The 16,004-nt window shown below is 50.3% G+C and carries 10 protein-coding genes; 7 read left to right on the top strand and 3 right to left on the bottom strand.

Annotated features, from left to right (window positions below):
• The first annotated feature begins 51 nt into the window (after positions 1–51).
• From CIK99_RS12635 to CIK99_RS12620, 4 genes are all read left to right on the top strand, one after another.
• Entirely contained in the window at positions 52–1,920 is a 1,869-nt protein-coding gene (locus CIK99_RS12635; RefSeq protein ID WP_094381852.1) for a DUF349 domain-containing protein, read from the top strand.
• Between the two features lie 201 nt (positions 1,921–2,121).
• The gene (locus tag CIK99_RS12630; RefSeq protein ID WP_371591038.1) at positions 2,122–5,079 is read left to right on the top strand and encodes a TIM-barrel domain-containing protein; all 2,958 of its coding nucleotides are present in this window, start codon (positions 2,122–2,124) and stop codon (positions 5,077–5,079) included.
• A gap of 1,087 nt (positions 5,080–6,166) precedes the next feature.
• Positions 6,167–6,469 (top strand): nucleotidyltransferase family protein, encoded by a 303-nt coding sequence (locus tag CIK99_RS12625; protein ID WP_371591037.1) that lies wholly within the window; start codon positions 6,167–6,169, stop codon positions 6,467–6,469.
• 249 nt (positions 6,470–6,718) lie between these two features.
• A complete protein-coding gene (locus CIK99_RS12620) occupies positions 6,719–8,866 on the top strand; it encodes a rhamnogalacturonan lyase (RefSeq protein ID WP_158215986.1) in 2,148 nt (715 codons plus the stop codon).
• A gap of 166 nt (positions 8,867–9,032) precedes the next feature.
• Here CIK99_RS12620 and CIK99_RS12615 read toward each other — a convergent pair whose 3' ends face one another.
• Positions 9,033–9,386 carry a hypothetical protein gene (locus CIK99_RS12615; RefSeq protein ID WP_094381850.1) on the bottom strand — a complete coding sequence of 118 codons (354 nt, stop codon included), beginning with the start codon at positions 9,384–9,386 and terminating at the stop codon, positions 9,033–9,035.
• 225 nt (positions 9,387–9,611) lie between these two features.
• Between CIK99_RS12615 and CIK99_RS12610 the strand changes: the two genes are divergently transcribed.
• The 3 genes from CIK99_RS12610 to CIK99_RS12600 all read left to right on the top strand — a co-directional run bounded on the left by CIK99_RS12610 (position 9,612) and on the right by CIK99_RS12600 (position 15,154).
• On the top strand, positions 9,612–12,122 hold the full coding sequence (locus CIK99_RS12610; RefSeq protein ID WP_094381849.1) for a glycoside hydrolase family 2 TIM barrel-domain containing protein: 2,511 nt from the start codon (positions 9,612–9,614) through the stop codon (positions 12,120–12,122).
• 12 nt (positions 12,123–12,134) lie between these two features.
• Positions 12,135–14,324, top strand: coding sequence for a glycoside hydrolase family 3 C-terminal domain-containing protein (locus tag CIK99_RS12605; protein ID WP_094381848.1), 2,190 nt, complete (start codon positions 12,135–12,137; stop codon positions 14,322–14,324).
• A 284-nt stretch (positions 14,325–14,608) separates the two neighbouring features.
• The gene (locus CIK99_RS12600; RefSeq protein ID WP_094381847.1) at positions 14,609–15,154 is read left to right on the top strand and encodes a DUF4738 domain-containing protein; all 546 of its coding nucleotides are present in this window, start codon (positions 14,609–14,611) and stop codon (positions 15,152–15,154) included.
• Positions 15,155–15,180: 26 nt separating this feature from the next.
• Here the strand turns inward: CIK99_RS12600 and CIK99_RS12595 are convergent, their stop codons facing one another.
• Together CIK99_RS12595 and CIK99_RS12590 are read right to left on the bottom strand one after the other, a co-directional pair.
• The gene (locus CIK99_RS12595; protein ID WP_094381846.1) at positions 15,181–15,606 is read right to left on the bottom strand and encodes a transposase; all 426 of its coding nucleotides are present in this window, start codon (positions 15,604–15,606) and stop codon (positions 15,181–15,183) included.
• Entirely contained in the window at positions 15,572–15,952 is a 381-nt protein-coding gene (locus CIK99_RS12590) for a hypothetical protein (protein ID WP_094381892.1), read from the bottom strand. The genes CIK99_RS12595 and CIK99_RS12590 overlap by 35 nt, the downstream gene beginning before the upstream one ends.
• Positions 15,953–16,004: the final 52 nt, after the last annotated feature.

Here is a 16,004-nt window from a genome sequence, read left to right as displayed (position 1 = left end):
TTGTGCCTAAATTTCGTATCGTACCGATTCATTAACTAATAAAAAAGTGAAATGATGGACTCTCAAGAGAAAGACCTGGAGACAGGCAAAATGGAGGAAGTGAACAAAGTTGAGGACACTCTGACAGAAGCAGAAGGCACTGTAGAGGCTCCCGCAGTAGAGACACAGGCAGACGGCGAGGCACCAACAGAGGCCGAAGCTCCTGCACCAGTCACGCGCGTCTATGCGTCGAAGAAGGAGATCGTGGAGCGTATCAAGGAGATCGCCCACGGCGAAGAAGATCCTGACAAAGACGAGGTGGAAAACCTGAAGACGCTGTTCTACAAGATGCACATCGCCGAGCGCGAGGCAGCCTATAAGGCGTTTGTGGAAAGCGGTGCCGACCCGGAAACATTCCAAATCCTGCCCGATGAAGACGAGGAAGTGTTCAAGGCTGAGATGGGCATCGTCAAGGAACGTCGTGCCAAGTTGTTTAAACTACAGGAAGAAGAAAAGGAGAATAATCTCAAACGTAAACTTGAGATTATCGAAAAGATAAAGTCAATGGTGACCACTCCAGAAGAGGCTAATAAGTCGTACAACGAGTTCAAGGCCCTGCAGCAGGAGTGGAAGGAAATAAAGAACGTTCCCGCACCAAAGGTGAGCGAGTTGTGGCGTAGCTATCAGCTCTATGTGGAGCAGTTCTATGACATGCTCAAGCTCAACAGCGAGGCAAGGGAGTATGACTTCAAGAAGAATCTCGAGAAGAAGACACTCCTGTGCGAGGCTGCCGAGCGACTTGCTAATGAGGCTGACGTCATCAGCGCATTCCATCAGTTGCAGAAACTGCATCAGGAGTTCCGCGAGACAGGTCCAGTGGCAAAGGACCTGCGCGAGGAGATATGGCAGCGCTTCAAGGCTGCATCCACCGTGGTCAACAAGCGCCATCAGCAGCACTTTGATAATCTCAGGGCTAAGGAGGAGGAAAACCTCGCCAAGAAGACAGCTCTCTGCGAGCGTACAGAGGCTCTCGTTGCCGAGCCAAACAACAGCATTGCCGACTGGGAGAAGCATACCAAGGAGATGATGGACATCCAGGCAGAATGGAAGACCATTGGCTTTGCTCCACAGAAGATGAACGTGAAGATCTTTGAACGTTTCCGCACTTCTTGCGATGCTTTCTTCAACGCGAAGACCGAATATTTCAAGACACTCAAGGAAACATATAAGGCCAATGTGGAGAAAAAACGTGCCCTCATCGAGAAGGCAAAGGCTCTCAAAGACAGCACCGAGTGGAAGAAGACCGCCGACAAGTTTATCGCACTGCAGAAAGAGTGGAAGACCATCGGCATGGTGCCACGAAAGATAGGCGACCAGCTGTGGGAAGAGTTCCTCGGCATCTGCAACGAGTTCTTCGAAGCCCGCAATAAGGTGGGAGCAGGACAGCGCAGCGAGGAACATGCCAACCTCGAGAAGAAACGCGACGTGATATCACGTCTCAAGGCCTTGCTCGACGAGCAGGTTGACGACGTGCAGCAGACCTTCCAGAAGCTTATCGAAGAGTATGGCGCCATTGGTCATGTGCCTTTCAAGGATAAGGACAAAGTGTATGACGAGTATCATGCCGTTCTCGACGAGCTCTACGACAAGCTCCATGTGAGCGTTGCACGCAAGCGTCTCAACAATTTCAAGAACAAGGTCAAGGCCGCCGCCGAACAAGGTAGCAACGCTCTCGACAACGAACGTGCACGCCTGGTGCGACAGTACGAACAACTCAAGAGCGAGGTGCAGACATACGAGAACAATCTCGGATTCCTCAATGCAAGCAGCAAGAAGGGCAATAGCCTTATCGACGAGATGAACCGGAAGGTGAAGAAGCTGAAGGACGAGATTGCACTTATCAAAGACAAGATAAAGGCTATCGACAATGCTGGAAAATAATACCATATAGGTATGCATAAAGGGCAGACGTGGATGAAAAAGCGTCTGCCCTTTGTCTTTAAATGTTAGCAAGAGTGATAATTATTGTATTGAAATAACAAAAACGTCACCTTTGAATAACATTTTATCATTACCGAATCAGAAAATAACACTATCTTTGCCACTGAAAATTGACAATAACTAAAATATATGTACAGTTCTATGAGTTTTAGACTCCTATTATCAACAGCATTGCTTGCTGCCTCAATGGCGCAGGCCGTGAATGCTGATGCCGCAGGCTACGAGCGTGACGGCAGAAAGATTAGTCTGCAAATACCTCAGACAAGTGACAACAACGTCAAGGCAATGCGTCTAACAGTGGTCAGCGATGCCATCATACGCGTGGAGGCAACACCTGAGCAGGCCATACCGCAGAAACGCAAGAGCCTCGTAGTAGTCAACCGCGAAGGCAAGTATAAGGCTGACGTGAAGGAAGACGAGAGGACGCTTACAGTCGAAACGGCAAAGCTTAAGGTCAACGTTGACAAAAGCAACGGACAACTCACATTCTACGACAAGACCACAGGTAAGGTGCTGCTGAAAGAAGCTCCCGGAAGCAAGACTTTTACAAAGTATGTCTCAAGTCAGACCGAACTGCCGGCCAACTATCGCCCGACATCGCCCGACGAGGTGAATTGGGGAAAGACCACCGACCTAAACAAACTCTCACTCGACGACCGTTCAGGCTACTCATGGCACGCTCTCTTTGAAAGCACTGACGACGAGGCTTTCTACGGCCTTGGACAGCATCAGTCTGAAGAGATGAACTATAAGGGCCGTAACGAGGAGCTGTTCCAATATAATACAAAGGTGTCGATACCATTCGTGGTCAGCAACAAGAACTATGGCATCCTCTGGGACTCTTATTCATACGGACGATGGGGCAACCCTAATAACTACCAGCAGCTCCACCGTGCCTTCAAGATCTACGACAAGAACGGCAAGCAGGGCTCGCTCACTGGAACTTATACCGAAGAGACAGGCAAGGTAATAGAACGTCGCGAAGACTCCCTCTACTACGAGCACTCAGGCGTGGTGGGCAATCTGCCGCAAGACATCAACCTCGGCAAGTCTAACGTCGTATATCAGGGCTCCATCGAGGCTCCTGAGACAGCCAAATACCGTTTCATTCTCTACTATTCGGGCTATGTAAAGGTATATATGGATGGGCGCCTCGTAGTGCCCGAGCGTTGGCGCACGGCATGGAATCCCAATGCATACAAGTTTGAGGTTGACCTGAAGAAGGGTAAGCGCACCCCTCTGAGAGTGGAATGGCAGCCAGACGGTGGCGTGGCTTACTGCGGACTGCGTGCCGCTACTCCCCAGACCGAAGAGGAGCAAAACCGCATGTCGATATGGGCAGAGATGGACAAGGAGATGGACTATTACTTCATAGCAGGCGACAGCTACGACGACGTCATCAAGGGCTACCGCTTCCTCACCGGTCGTGCACAGGTGATGCCAAAGTGGTCGCTCGGATTCTGGCAGAGCCGTGAGAAATATAACACACAGGCTGAGGTGGAAGGCGTGCTCGGTGAGTTCCGCAAGCGCCAGATACCTGTTGACGTGATGGTGCAGGACTGGCTCTACTGGGAAGAGGACAAATGGGGCAGCTTCAAGTTCGACCCGAAGCGATTCCCCAACCCCAAGGGAATGGTGGATTTCATCCACGACAACAATGCCCGCATACTCATCTCCCACTGGCCCAAGTACTATGCCTCTACCGACAACTACAAGGCATTTGACAAGAACGGATGGATGTATCAGCAGGCCATAAAGGACAATATCCGTGACTGGGTAGGACCTGGCTATCTCGGCTCATTCTACGACGCTTATTCTGCCGGTGCCCGCAAGCTCTTCTGGCAGCAGATGCACGACAATCTCTATACCCTCGGCATCGACTGCTGGTGGATGGATGCCTCTGAGCCTAATGTGCGCGACTGCACGCCGATAGAATATCGCAAGCTTCTCTGCGGACCTACAGCCTTGGGAACAAGCGAGGAGTATTTCAATGCCTACTCTGTGGTTAACGCCGATGCTATTTATAATGGTCAGCGCTCAGTGGATAACAACAAGCGCGTGCTGCTGCTCACACGAAGCGGCTTTGCCGGCGAACAGCGTTTCTCTACCGCCACATGGAGCGGCGACATCGGAACACGATGGGAGGACATGCGTGCGCAGATGACAGCCGGACTCAACTTCTCCATGGCAGGAGTGCCATTCTGGGGAATGGACCAGGGCGGATTCTGTGTCGAGAATCGTTATGTAGAGGCTCAGAAGCTATATGAGAAGAGTGGATATGAGAACGAAGACCTCAAGGAGTGGCGCGAGCTCAACGCACGCTGGAACCAGTTTGGCTGTTTCATCCCTCTCTACCGCGCCCATGGACAGTGGCCGTATCGCGAGGTGTGGAACCTGGCACCCGAAGGCCATCCTTGCTATAATGCCATCGTCTATTACGACAAGCTGCGCTATCGCATGATGCCTTATCTCTATTCTATGGCAGGCTGGGTGAACTACAAGGACTACACCATGCTCCGTGGCTTGGTCATGGACTTCGGTTCTGACGAGAAAGTGCTCAATATCGGCGACCAGTGGATGTTTGGTCCAGCTTTCATGGCTTGTCCTGTAGGCACATACAAGGCACGCTCGCGCGACGTCTATTTCCCCAAGCAGTCAGCATGGTACGACCTCTATACAGGCAAGCGCTATGATGGCGGCAAGTCGGTATGTGTTTCCGCCCCATACGAGAAGATGCCAGTATTCGTTCGCGAGGGAGCTATCGTTCCCTTCGGTCCTGAGTTGCAGTGGAGCGACGAGAAGAAACCCGAACTCATCAATCTCTATGTCTATACAGGAGCCAACGGCGAGTTTGAGCTCTACGAAGACGAGGGAACAAACTACAACTATGAGAAGGGCAAGTCGTCGAAGATCCTCTTCCAGTGGGACGATGCGTCGAAGACTCTCACCATCGGTGCTCGCCGCGGTTCGTTCGACGGCATGTTGAAGACCCGTCGTTTCAACGTGGTTCTCGTCACCGATGGCACACCGCTCAACCTCGACAATCCCGCAGGTAAGATGGTTCAGTACAATGGCAAGGCCCTTACCGTGAAGATGTAATACGCTTGTCAATCATAGCATAAACAGCATACAGCAAAGAGGCAGGACATCACGTCCTGCCTCTTTGCTTTCTCGGCAGCTACATTTTTTTTTTCATCAATCACTGTAATCAGATAGTATCCATACCAGTGCTGACTGGTGAAGTGGCTCTGCTCTTGCTTCGTTCGTCGGTTACATTATCTAAAAAATAAAAGTTTGAAAACATCTGTCACTGTCACCTCGTTTTTTAACCATCTGTATATCTGTGTTTTATCTCTTTTATAAGGTGACAGACGTTCTGAAAAACTGCCTAAGACCGCATCGTCATAGGGCTTGTTGGATGACAATGATAGCTACTTTCTTGCCATTTTCCCATCATTTCTGCCGCCTTTTCGTCATGTTGCTTGTATAAAGACCAAAAAACTATAGAAAATAAAGAGTAAATAGAGCACATCATGATGGACCTCAAGAAGTGCTTCCTTAAAGGATGATGAATGGCAGGCGAAGGAGTGAGACATTGACGGTTATTGCGGAAAAAGAAAGGCCTTTGGAACAGTCGTACCATAGTTAGTGACACGACCGTACCATAACTATGGAACACTCGTGACACTAACTATGGAACGACCGTGACACACGAGTGTCCAGTTGTCATCTGTAGTTAAACTATTTATGTTGACTACTTATCGTCTTATTCATAAAACAGGTTGACAAGTTAATTTATTATTTATAATCCTCGTTGACTCTACTTGTCATTGTTCACTTTGCAGGTTGACCATCCCAACATAACGAAACAAAGAGGGGGTGCGTTGGAATTGATACTTGTTGATACAGGTACCCATAGTGACCTGTTTTAGTGGAATAATATTTTTATCGGGGAGCAAGCCGCAAGTTTTTCTCCCTTTTTCTTTGTCCTTTCGTTTTTTATTTGTAATTTTGCATAATCAAAGCTGCATCTTGGCATAATTGCTCAAGCGAGCTTGGCAAGTTCTGCTCTCGATTTGCATTTGATTTGCATAACCAAAGCTGCATCTTGGCATAATTGCTCAAGCGAGCTTGGCAAGTTTTGCTCTCGATTTGCATTTGATTTGCAGCGAAATAAATTCAAAGAATGAAGATGGAATTACAGAACTGTATAAAAACAATAAGGGAGAATAGTTCAAAAATCGTAAGTGATTTTGGGATTAGGACTTTGCGCATTTTCGGTTCAGTATCAAGAAACGAACAGACGGAAAAGAGCGACTTGGATGTGTGTGTAGAAACGCAAACACCCAATCCGTTTCTCTTGGCTGCCTTGAAAGATTATCTGGAGAATTTATTTAAATGTTCCGTAGATGTTGTCCGTATGCATAAGAACATGAACCCATTGTTAAAATCAAGAATAGAGCGAGATGGAATATATGCAATACGATAGAGAACTGATATCGACCAAATATGGTGGATTATTGAAAAAGAGCTTCCTTCGCTAAAGGAAGCAATCTTCTCAATGAAAAAAGAAATATAATCAGGGAGCAAGCCGCAAGTTTTTCTCCCTTTTTCTTTGTCCTTTCAAATTTTAATTGTACTTTTGCATAACCAAAGCTGCATCTTGGCAAGTTCTGCTCTCGATTTGCATTTGATTTGCAGCCAAAGACGTAATCTATAAGTAAATCAAAATAAAGAAATGAAACATCTTATCTGCACACTACTGCTATCATGCGCCGCTATGGGCGTAAACGCGACGGAGGAAGATAACAACACACTATTCTTTACACCTATCTCACAGATGGAAAACCTCGACCGCGCTCCTGTGGCCTTGCCTGCATCGGGCGGAAAGGGAATATTCCTCAGTTGGAGAATCTTGGGCACAGATGAGCCTGGCGTCCTGTTTGACATCGTAAGAGACGGCAATACCATCAAGAGCGACTCGAAAGTGTCGAACTTCAAGGATAGCGAGGGTACAGAGTTAAGCAGCTATGAGATTGTGGTGAAGAAGGACGGCAAGGAGGTGGAGCGCACGAAGTCATTCACTCCCTGGAGCAAGATCTTCCTCAGACAAACCCTCGACAAGCCCGCTGACGGAGTCACTCCCACCGGCGAGAGCTACTCTTACACCCCGAACGACTGCTCGGTGGGTGACGTTGATGGCGACGGACAATATGAACTCATAGTGAAATGGGACCCGTCGAACTCAAAGGACAACTCGCAGAAGGGATATACAGGAAACGTATATCTCGACGCATATAAACTCGACATGACATCAGAGAAGCCCACAAAGCTATGGCGCATCGACCTTGGAGTGAACATCAGGGCGGGAGCACACTATACCCAGTTCCTCGTGTATGACTTCAACGGTGACGGCAAGGCCGAGATGATGTGCAAGACGGCACCGGGAAGCAAGGACGGCAGCGGAAAATATGTCAGCGAGGCGGCTACCCGAGATAATATCAAGACCGTGGACAACTACAAGGACTGGCGCAACTCAGAAGGAAGGATAAAAGGCGGACAGGAATGGCTCACGGTGTTCAACGGAGAGACGGGCGAGGCCATACACACCGTGCTTTATAACCCCAACAGAAACGGTAACTATGACAGTCTTGACGGAGTGAACGGATGGACAAAGAACTGGGACGACCGTACGGGCAAGACCGACAAGGAATACGGCAACCGCGGTGAGCGCTATCTTGCGGCAGTGGCATATCTCGACGGTGCCGAATACTCGCCTTGTGCCATATATGTAAGAGGCTACTACACATATTCTTATGTATGGGCTGTGGAATTTGACGGCAAGGAACTGAAAACGAGATGGATGCACTCTTCATACTCAAAGACAAAATACAAAGTGAGAGACGAAAGTGGAGCTGTAGTGGATATAGCTGCCCCTGAACCTACGGGACGAAAGAGCGGAAGCAGAACTACATACGGCAACGGAAACCATAACCTCAGTGTGGGCGACTACGACGGCGACGGATATGACGAGATCACACTCGGCGCATCTGCCATCGACCACAACGGCTACTTGCTCTATTCCACAGGCTATGGTCATGGCGACGCAATTCACGTGGGCGACATCGACCCCGACCGTCCCGGCATGGAGGTGTTTACCGTGCATGAGGAGTCGCCCTACGGATGGGACCTGCATGATGCCGCCACAGGTGAGATTATATGCAGTGCCGAAGGAGGGAAAGACAACGGAAGAGGCATAGCATCGGATATAATCGGTGCAAACAGGGGATATGAGTTCTCGTCGTCCAACGACCGCAACCAGCGTAATGCTGCTAACAAGGTGGTGAGTTCCAAGAGCACATCGCTCAACTTCCGCTGCTATTGGAACGGCGACTTGCAGGACGAACTGCTCGACGGTGACATTATGGACACATGGAACGGAAATGGAATGACACGACTGCTAACCCTCTACAACTATGGAAACTCAAAAACATGCAACAGCACAAAGAAGACTCCCAACCTCACTGCCGACCTCCTCGGCGACTGGCGAGAGGAAATCATCCTATGGGACTCGTCAGACGGATGCACACTGAATATCTTCACAACAAACATTCCGACTGAACACGCCATACCGACACTTATGCACGACCACACATATCGTATGGGAGTAGCATGGCAGAACACCGCTTACAACCAGCCTCCACATGTGGGCTATTACCTGCCCGACTATGCAGAGTATCTTAAGAGCCAATCGACTGGTATCGACAATATCCATGAAGATGCCACAGACAATGACGATGCCATCTACACCTTGCAGGGTACAAAGACTAATGGCAAAAAGGCTGGCATATACATAAGAGGTGGAAAGGTCATCATAATAGAGTGATCATCCTTTTTTAGGATAATCCATCCCCCGTGTGAGAAGCACCAGGAACGAAGTGGACCAATGGCAGCGAATCACCAGCGACTCACAGTATTGTCGCTGCGAGAAATAGAGACTTTTTATTCTTCATAGTTGTGTTTTGTTATGTTTGGATTGTTACTGAGCACGCTTAGTGGGAATGATACATTTGTGCGAAGTCCATCAGGTAGTCGTACATCATGTTTGCGTTGCTAATATTTCTAAAAACATGTCCAGTTTCGAGATAGTTTGTGGCTTCAGGTGTGAAACTGTTGAAAAGTTCAATATTGCGGCTAAGGAAATAATCCTCGTCAGTGCCCTTCTTTCCACGGTCGATGACCTCGTATGTGCCGCCAAGCATATAGCCTTGTGTGGTGCCTTTGCAGATGGTTACTCCAATGAGTGCCTCTCCGTTCTCGTCGGTCACGTAGCCCGACACCTTCCTTGTGCGGTTGCCGCTTGCCTTGCGGTCTTTCTTTGTCACGTTGACTATCTTCCCTTTCATTTTGTGCCTGACCGTAGTGAGGGTATTCAAGTCATAGTGGAAAATCTCAACATGATGAATATAGTAGAAGTGAAAATCGACAAGCAACGAATTATGGTCTCGCCTCTCGCATCAATAGAGGAAGACAATGAACGACGAAAATAATGAAAAAACGTCAAAAGCTTTGGTGATAACGTAGGTTTTTTGTAAATTTGCACACAAAATAATAACAAATAACTTAACTTTATGAAAAAACTATTGTTATCGATCGTTGCCATGCTTGCAGTGATATGCAGAAGCGACGCCCGTGAGACTCTCAATTTCGACAAAGGGTGGCGATTCGCTCTCGCTGATTCAACGCAGATGTCACAACGTGATTTCGACGACTCGACTTGGCGACTTCTCAATGTTCCACACGACTGGGCCATCGAAGGCGACTTCTCTGCCTCGGCTCCCTCAGGCAACAGCGGCGGTGCCTTGCCCGGTGGAGTGGGGTGGTATCGCAAGACATTCTCTGTGGATGCCGCCGACAAGGGCAAACAGTTTTACATCGACTTCGACGGCGTGTATATGAACGCCAAGGTGTGGATCAACGGACAACTGTTAGGACAGCGTCCCTACGGCTACAGCTCATTCCGGTATGACCTTACGCCTCATCTGAAGTTTGGCGGGGAGAATGTGGTGGCTGTGCGTGTGGACAACAGCGACCAGCCCAACAGCCGATGGTATAGTGGCTGCGGCATCTACCGACATGTGTGGCTCGTGAAGACCGAAAAGATACATGTGGCTCACTGGGGAACACACGTTGTGGCTGAAGGAAAGAAGGTGAACGTGTCGGTAGTGGTGGACAATATGACTGGCACGGAAGAGAAGATTGTGGTGAGGAATAAGGTGGTGGATGCCGAAGGAAAGACCGTGGCTGAAGCAGCAAAGACCGTCACTCTGCCCTCTGCCTCGCCCATGCTGCTTGTCTATCCACCTAAGCCTGCCGACAAGTCGCGCTCCACATATCATACGACACTCACCGTGAAGCGCCCCCAGCTTTGGTCGTGCGAGCGCCCATATACATATAAGGTGGTGACCACGATAGAGCTGAAAGGCAAGGTGATGGACGCATACGAGACGGTAACGGGATTCCGCACCTTCAGCTTTGATGCCGCCAAGGGCTTCTCGCTCAACGGCAAGCAGATGAAGATAAACGGCGTCTGCCTGCATCACGACCTCGGATGCCTCGGTGCCGCCATCAACGAAGACGCCCTGCACCGCCAGCTACGCATACTGAAGGAGATGGGAACGAACGCCATACGCTGCTCACACAACCCTCCCGCACCTGAGCTCCTCGCCATGTGCGACACGATGGGACTGATCGTCATGGACGAGTCGTTCGACATGTGGCGACGCCGCAAGACCAAGAACGACTACGCACGCTTCTTCGACGAGTGGGCTGAGCGCGACCTTACCGACCTCGTGCTCCGCGACCGCAACCATCCCTCTATCCTCATGTGGAGCGTAGGCAACGAGGTGCTCGAGCAGTGGTCGTCGGCTGATGCCGATAATCTTACTGCCGAACAGGCCAACCTCATACTCAATGCCGGCCACGACGCCTCTACCCTCGCACATGGCGAGGAGATGAGCGTCAACTCTATCCTCTGCCGTAATCTGTGCAACGTCATACGCCGTTACGACACCTCGCGCCCCATCACAGCAGGCTGCAACGAGCCTGACCCCAATAATCATCTCTTTAAGAGCGGGGCTCTCGACATCATCGGCTTTAACTATCATCACGAGTGGGTGAAAGACGTGCCAAAGAATTTCCCCGGCAAGCCTTTCATCTTCTCAGAGAGCGTGTCGGCACTACAGACCCGCGGCTTCTATATGATGCCGTCAGACTCGGTGTATAAAGCCCCCGTAGAGTGGTGGCTGCCGTATCAGGACCCGTCGTTCCAGTGCTCGGCCTACGACAATATGCACGCCTCGTGGAGCTCTACACACGAAGAGACGTGGGACGTGGTGAAACACAACGACTTCGTGGGCGGACAGTTTATATGGACTGGCTTCGACTACATCGGCGAACCTACACCATACGGATTCCCCGCCCGCAGCAGCTATTTCGGCATTGTTGACCTTGCCGGATTCCCCAAGGACTCTTATTACATGTATCAGAGCGAATGGACCGACCGTCAGGTGCTCCATCTCTTCCCCCACTGGAACTGGCTTCCCGGCGAGGAGATCGACATGTGGTGCTACTATAACAATGCCGACGAGGTGGAACTGTTCATCAACGGACGCTCACAGGGTGTGAAGGCGAAGAAAGACTCTCACCAGTATCACCTGATGTGGCGTGTGAGGTTTGAGCCAGGCGAGGTGAAGGCCGTGGCACGACGTGAAGGAAAGGTGGTGGCTGAGCAGACCATACGCACTGCCGGCGCTCCTGCCGCCCTGCGTCTCTCTGCCGATCGCGACGCATTTGTCAACAATCCTAACGGCGACTCGCTCGCATTCATCACCGTGGAGGTGACTGACGCTGACGGCAACCTCTGTCCGCGTGCCGAAGACCAGATATTCTTCGAGGTGGAAGGCGGACGCATAGTGGGTGTTGACAATGGCAACCCTATTTCCATGGAACGCTTTAAGGACACGAAGCGCAAGGCTTTTAACGGGCGTGCGCTCTGCGTGGTGGCTACCGACGGTGGCGACGTCACCATAAAAGCTAAAGGATACGGACTATCTGAAAAATCATTAACTATAAAAAAGTAACAACAATCAGTTATGAAAAAATTCTTTTCAATGGCAATTATGGTCGCCACGACGTTGGCGGCAGGAGCACAGGTCTATCTCGACCCTAACGCTCCAGTAGAAGACCGTGTGCAGGATGCTCTCTCACGTATGACATTACACGAGAAGGTGCAGATACTGCATGCACAGAGTAAGTTCACAACACCCGGAGTGCCGCGCCTTGGCATCCGTCAGCTCAATATGGCCGACGGTCCTCATGGCTGCCGTGCTGAGATAGACTGGAACTCATGGGGTTACGCCAACTGGAACAACGACTCTATCGTGGCCTTCCCGTCGCTCACATGCTTGGCTTCCACATGGAACCGCGACCTGTCATACCACTATGGCAACAAGGTGAGCGAGGAGTTTGCCTTCCGTGGCAAAGACATCATGCTCGGACCTGGTACAACCATCGCACGCTGCCCGTTCAACGGACGTAGCTTCGAATATATGGGCGAAGACCCTTACTTGGCTGGCGAGATGGCAGTGCCTTATATCAAAGGCGCACAGAAGAATGGCGTGGCTTGCTGCCTGAAGCATTTCTTCCTCAACAACCATGAGGTGAACCGAATGACGGTCAATGTCAACGTCTCTGAGCGTGCCGTGGAGGAAATCTATCTGCCTGCCTTCGAGAAGTGTGTGAAGCAGTCGGGACTGTGGACCATGATGGGCTCATACAACAAGTGGCTCAACGTCCACTGCTGCCAGAACGACTCGCTGCTCAACGGCATCCTGAAGAAGCGCTGGGGATTCGACGGTGCTGTCATCAGCGACTGGGGCGGCACTCACGACACATGGGAAGCTGCCACCGGTGGTCTCGACATAGAGATGGGTTCGTTTACCAACGGTATGACTGCCGACAACTCGCAGGGCTACAACACCTATTTCCTTGCTGACCCGTTTGAGAAGCTCGTGCGTGAGGGAAAGATTTCCATGGACGTGCTCAACGACAAGGCCGCACGCGTGCTCCGCACCATCTTCCGCACAGCCATGAACCCCAATAAGGTGATTGGCAAGCAGTGCTCGCCCGACCACTATGAGGCTTGCCTGAAAGTAGGTGAAGAAGGTGTGGTGCTGTTGAAAAATGGAAATATTGAAAGATTGAAAAATGCGATATTGCCTCTCGATGCGTCTCGCTACAACAAGATCCTCGTCGTGGGCGACAATGCCGTGCGCAACATGAGCGAGGGCGGCGGCTCGTCAGAGCTGAAGACCAAGTTCGACATCTCGCCTCTGCAGGGTCTCAAGGCCGTGTATGGCGACAAGATAGACTTCGCACAGGGATATGCAGCCGGCCGTCCTATGTATGCACATGTAGATGAGGTACCTGCCGAGACTCAGGCAAGACTGAAGGCTGAGGCTTTGGAGAAGGCTAAGGATGCCGACCTCATCATTTTCATCGGTGGCATGAACAAAAACCATCAGCAGGACTGCGAGGGCGGCGACCGACTGACCTACGACCTCTCTTACGGACAGAACGAGCTCATCGCCGAACTTGCCAAGATACAGCCGAACATCATCGCCGTGATGTATGCCGGCAACCCATACGCCACACCATGGCTCTCACAGGTGAAGGCTCTGCTGCAGTGCTGGTACCTCGGTTCGATGTCGGGCGAGACCCTTGCCAACATCATCTCGGGCAAGGTTAACCCAAGCGGCAAGCTGCCCATCACCTTCGCAAAGGAGAAGAACGACTATCCTTGCTTCCAGTATGGCGAGGAGGGTTATCCCGGCGTCAACGACCAGGTGTATTACAAGGAGGGCATCTATGTGGGCTACCGTCATTTCGACACAAAGAAAGTGCAGCCCCAGTTCCCCTTCGGCTTTGGTCTGAGCTACACCACATTCAAGTATGGCAAGCCGTCGGTGAAGGCCAATGGCGAGAACTACGACGTGACGGTGAGCGTCACCAACACTGGCTCTCGTGAGGGCAAGGAGGTGGTGCAGCTTTACTTGGGCGACCTGAAGTGTTCGGTTGACCGTCCGGTAAAGGAGCTCAAGGGCTTCGACAAGGTGAGCCTCGCTCCCGGCGAGACAAAGGTGGTAGAGTTCACCATCACTCCACGCGACCTCCAGTTCTTCGACGAGCAGACACATCAGTGGAAGTCGGAGCCTGGCAAGTTCAGGGCATACATCGGAGCCAGCGAACTTGACATCCGCGGAACGGCAGATTTCACACTGTAAGATTTTGAATATTAAATATATAGGGTGCGGCTTTACTACCGCACCTTTTTTTGTGCTAATCAATACATTTGGTGCCAATTGAGAGGTGAAAACAAAAACAAGTTTTTCCTCTGTTTTTTCTTTTTTAAGACAAAAAACTTGTATTATAGCTTGAAAAGGTGTAATTTTGCAAACAATAAAAGCTTGAAAAGGTGTATATTTACTCAAAATTAAAGCTTGAAAAGGTGCAAATTATTGAAAATAAGAGATATATCTTTGCACTCAAAACGAAATTTAGGAATAGAATGAAGAAAATATTTATCTTGGCTTTGGTGGCCGTAGCGGCAGGCTTCACGGCTTGCAAAGAGACAAAGAAGACTGACGATATCATCGTGAAGAAAGTGGAGAAGAAAGAGCCGGCGGCGCCCGTGCGCATGCAGGAGTATAACCAGACGGCGGAGGCTGACCTCGCTGGCAGTCACTTGACGTGTGTCATACACCGACAGGCTGACGACAGCCTCGCAATGGTGAAGGACGAGACGGGGCAGCAATTCTATGACAACCGCATCTCGCTCAACATCACCCGTGGCGACGGCACGACATTCTTCTCACGCACCTTCACTAAGGCCGACTTCAACAGCTGCCTCGACGACGACTATCGTGCCACTGGCATACTCGAGGGGCTCGTCTTCGACCGTGTCGATGGTTCCACACTTCGCTTTGCAGCAAGTGTCAGTCATCCTGGCACCGACGAGTATATACCCATCGTGATTTCCATCGACCGCTTCGCTGCCGTAAGCATCTCGCTCGACACACGCCTCGACACCTCCTCTGAAGAGGAAGAGGAATAAGGGGGGCACCAGTAAAAGTGTGTGGATTAGGCATAGATCTTCATTAGTCTGAAGAGAAAGAACTTACGGTCAATGATACCTCTGAGTTGTGCTCTGAAATGCTTGATCTTTGCATTGAGGGATTCTGCTGATGCATTGGTAGAGCGATTGACAAAATAGTTAAGGATCTCATCCTCACGGTCGTACATGGCGGCAGCAATAAGGCATCCCTTGCGACCATGTGCATCCATGTTCGAGGCTATTGTGTATACCTCTCCCGTGGACAAGCATGTCTCATCTATGCTGACGTGAGGACTTATGTTCTCTGGGAAGATGAGCCACTCGTCAGCATGGCCTAGTTCAGACCATTCACGATAGCCGCTTAGGTGGTCCTTGTAGGCTCTGCCATACTCATCACCGTCTATGTGATAGTCATCCTCAAACGAACGGGCCGTTATAGGGCGCGTCTCCAAACGCTTCTTTTAAAAAATCCGCCAACTCCGTAGAGCAGCGGGTGGACTCCTGAATGAGATTGCATTCGGTCATCAAGTTGTGACCATCTGCATCAAGCCATCTGCGACGGCGCACGTGAAGCAGAACTTCCTGACCTCTAATCGGAAAGTCGTGAAACACACTTTCGCGTGTAAATCCATTGGGGCGCAGGTCTTCTCTGTCGTCAGGTTTCTGCTCGTTCTCATCGAGATAAAGGAGAATCACCTGTGTGTCACCTTTCTTCTCGACACGTACAGTCTTCAAGTCAAACCAGTCAAGCATGTGGGCTGGCAATAGGCATTCTGCTAAGAGTCTATACTGTTCCATTTTGTTCTAACGTTTACTCTATAAACGTACACCTGCTTGCTTTTATTGTGCT

The organism is Prevotella sp. P5-92 (assembly GCF_002251245.1).
Classification (GTDB): Bacteria; Bacteroidota; Bacteroidia; order Bacteroidales; family Bacteroidaceae; genus Prevotella.
Note: the sequence above shows the minus strand (reverse complement) of the source record. Positions and strands in the feature narration are given on the sequence as shown.

Coding starts and splice junctions, on each gene's coding strand:
- CIK99_RS12635 (WP_094381852.1), top strand. CDS start 52: ATGATGGACTCTCAAGAGAAAGACCTGGAGACAGGCAAAATGGAGGAA.
- CIK99_RS12630 (WP_371591038.1), top strand. CDS start 2,122: ATGAGTTTTAGACTCCTATTATCAACAGCATTGCTTGCTGCCTCAATG.
- CIK99_RS12625 (WP_371591037.1), top strand. CDS start 6,167: ATGAAGATGGAATTACAGAACTGTATAAAAACAATAAGGGAGAATAGT.
- CIK99_RS12620 (WP_158215986.1), top strand. CDS start 6,719: ATGAAACATCTTATCTGCACACTACTGCTATCATGCGCCGCTATGGGC.
- CIK99_RS12615 (WP_094381850.1), bottom strand. CDS start 9,386: ATGAAAGGGAAGATAGTCAACGTGACAAAGAAAGACCGCAAGGCAAGC.
- CIK99_RS12610 (WP_094381849.1), top strand. CDS start 9,612: ATGAAAAAACTATTGTTATCGATCGTTGCCATGCTTGCAGTGATATGC.
- CIK99_RS12605 (WP_094381848.1), top strand. CDS start 12,135: ATGAAAAAATTCTTTTCAATGGCAATTATGGTCGCCACGACGTTGGCG.
- CIK99_RS12600 (WP_094381847.1), top strand. CDS start 14,609: ATGAAGAAAATATTTATCTTGGCTTTGGTGGCCGTAGCGGCAGGCTTC.
- CIK99_RS12590 (WP_094381892.1), bottom strand. CDS start 15,952: ATGGAACAGTATAGACTCTTAGCAGAATGCCTATTGCCAGCCCACATG.